Source organism: Nocardia brevicatena NBRC 12119 (genome assembly GCF_000308495.1).
GTDB lineage: Bacteria > Actinomycetota > Actinomycetes > Mycobacteriales > Mycobacteriaceae > Nocardia > Nocardia brevicatena.
In genome coordinates this window covers 1-393 of the sequence record NZ_BAFU01000142.1, presented here as the reverse complement: position 1 = coordinate 393, position 393 = coordinate 1, and the positions used below count along the sequence as shown (strand labels likewise).

The 393-nt window shown below is 67.9% G+C and carries 1 protein-coding gene; it reads left to right on the top strand.

The window, feature by feature from the left end; translation table 11 throughout:
* Window positions 1-40 precede the first annotated feature (40 nt).
* Window positions 41-393, top strand: a 353-nt coding sequence (locus tag ON20_RS38095; RefSeq protein ID WP_157228992.1) for a trypsin inhibitor-like cysteine-rich domain-containing protein, incomplete at its 3' end; no start/stop codon positions are given.

The window sequence follows — 393 nt, the reverse complement described above, 5'->3', positions numbered from 1 at the left end:
CGGTGAATCCGGTGAACGGATAGACGGGAAGGAACGTGTGATGCGTTGTGCAGCGGTGGTCTTCGGGGCGGCTGTGATCGTGGCGCTGTTCGGTGCCGGCGCGGCCACGGCCGCACCGGCATCCCCGCGGCTGCCCTCGGATCCGAGTGGCGTGCAGCGATGTCCGGGGCAGATGTGGTTCGGCGCCGAGGTCGCCGAACCGTCGGCGGACATAGTGTCGCAAGGAATGTGCGGGCCCAACGAGGTGTATTACCCGCCCGGGCAGTGCAAGCCTTGCGAAGAGGTCCTCGGTGCGGGTCCGGAGTGCACGATGGAGTGCCGAAGCGGTTGCGCGTGTGCGCCCGGGTTCGCTCGTGACCCGCAAAGCGGTGACTGCGTGCGTAAGGCGGGATG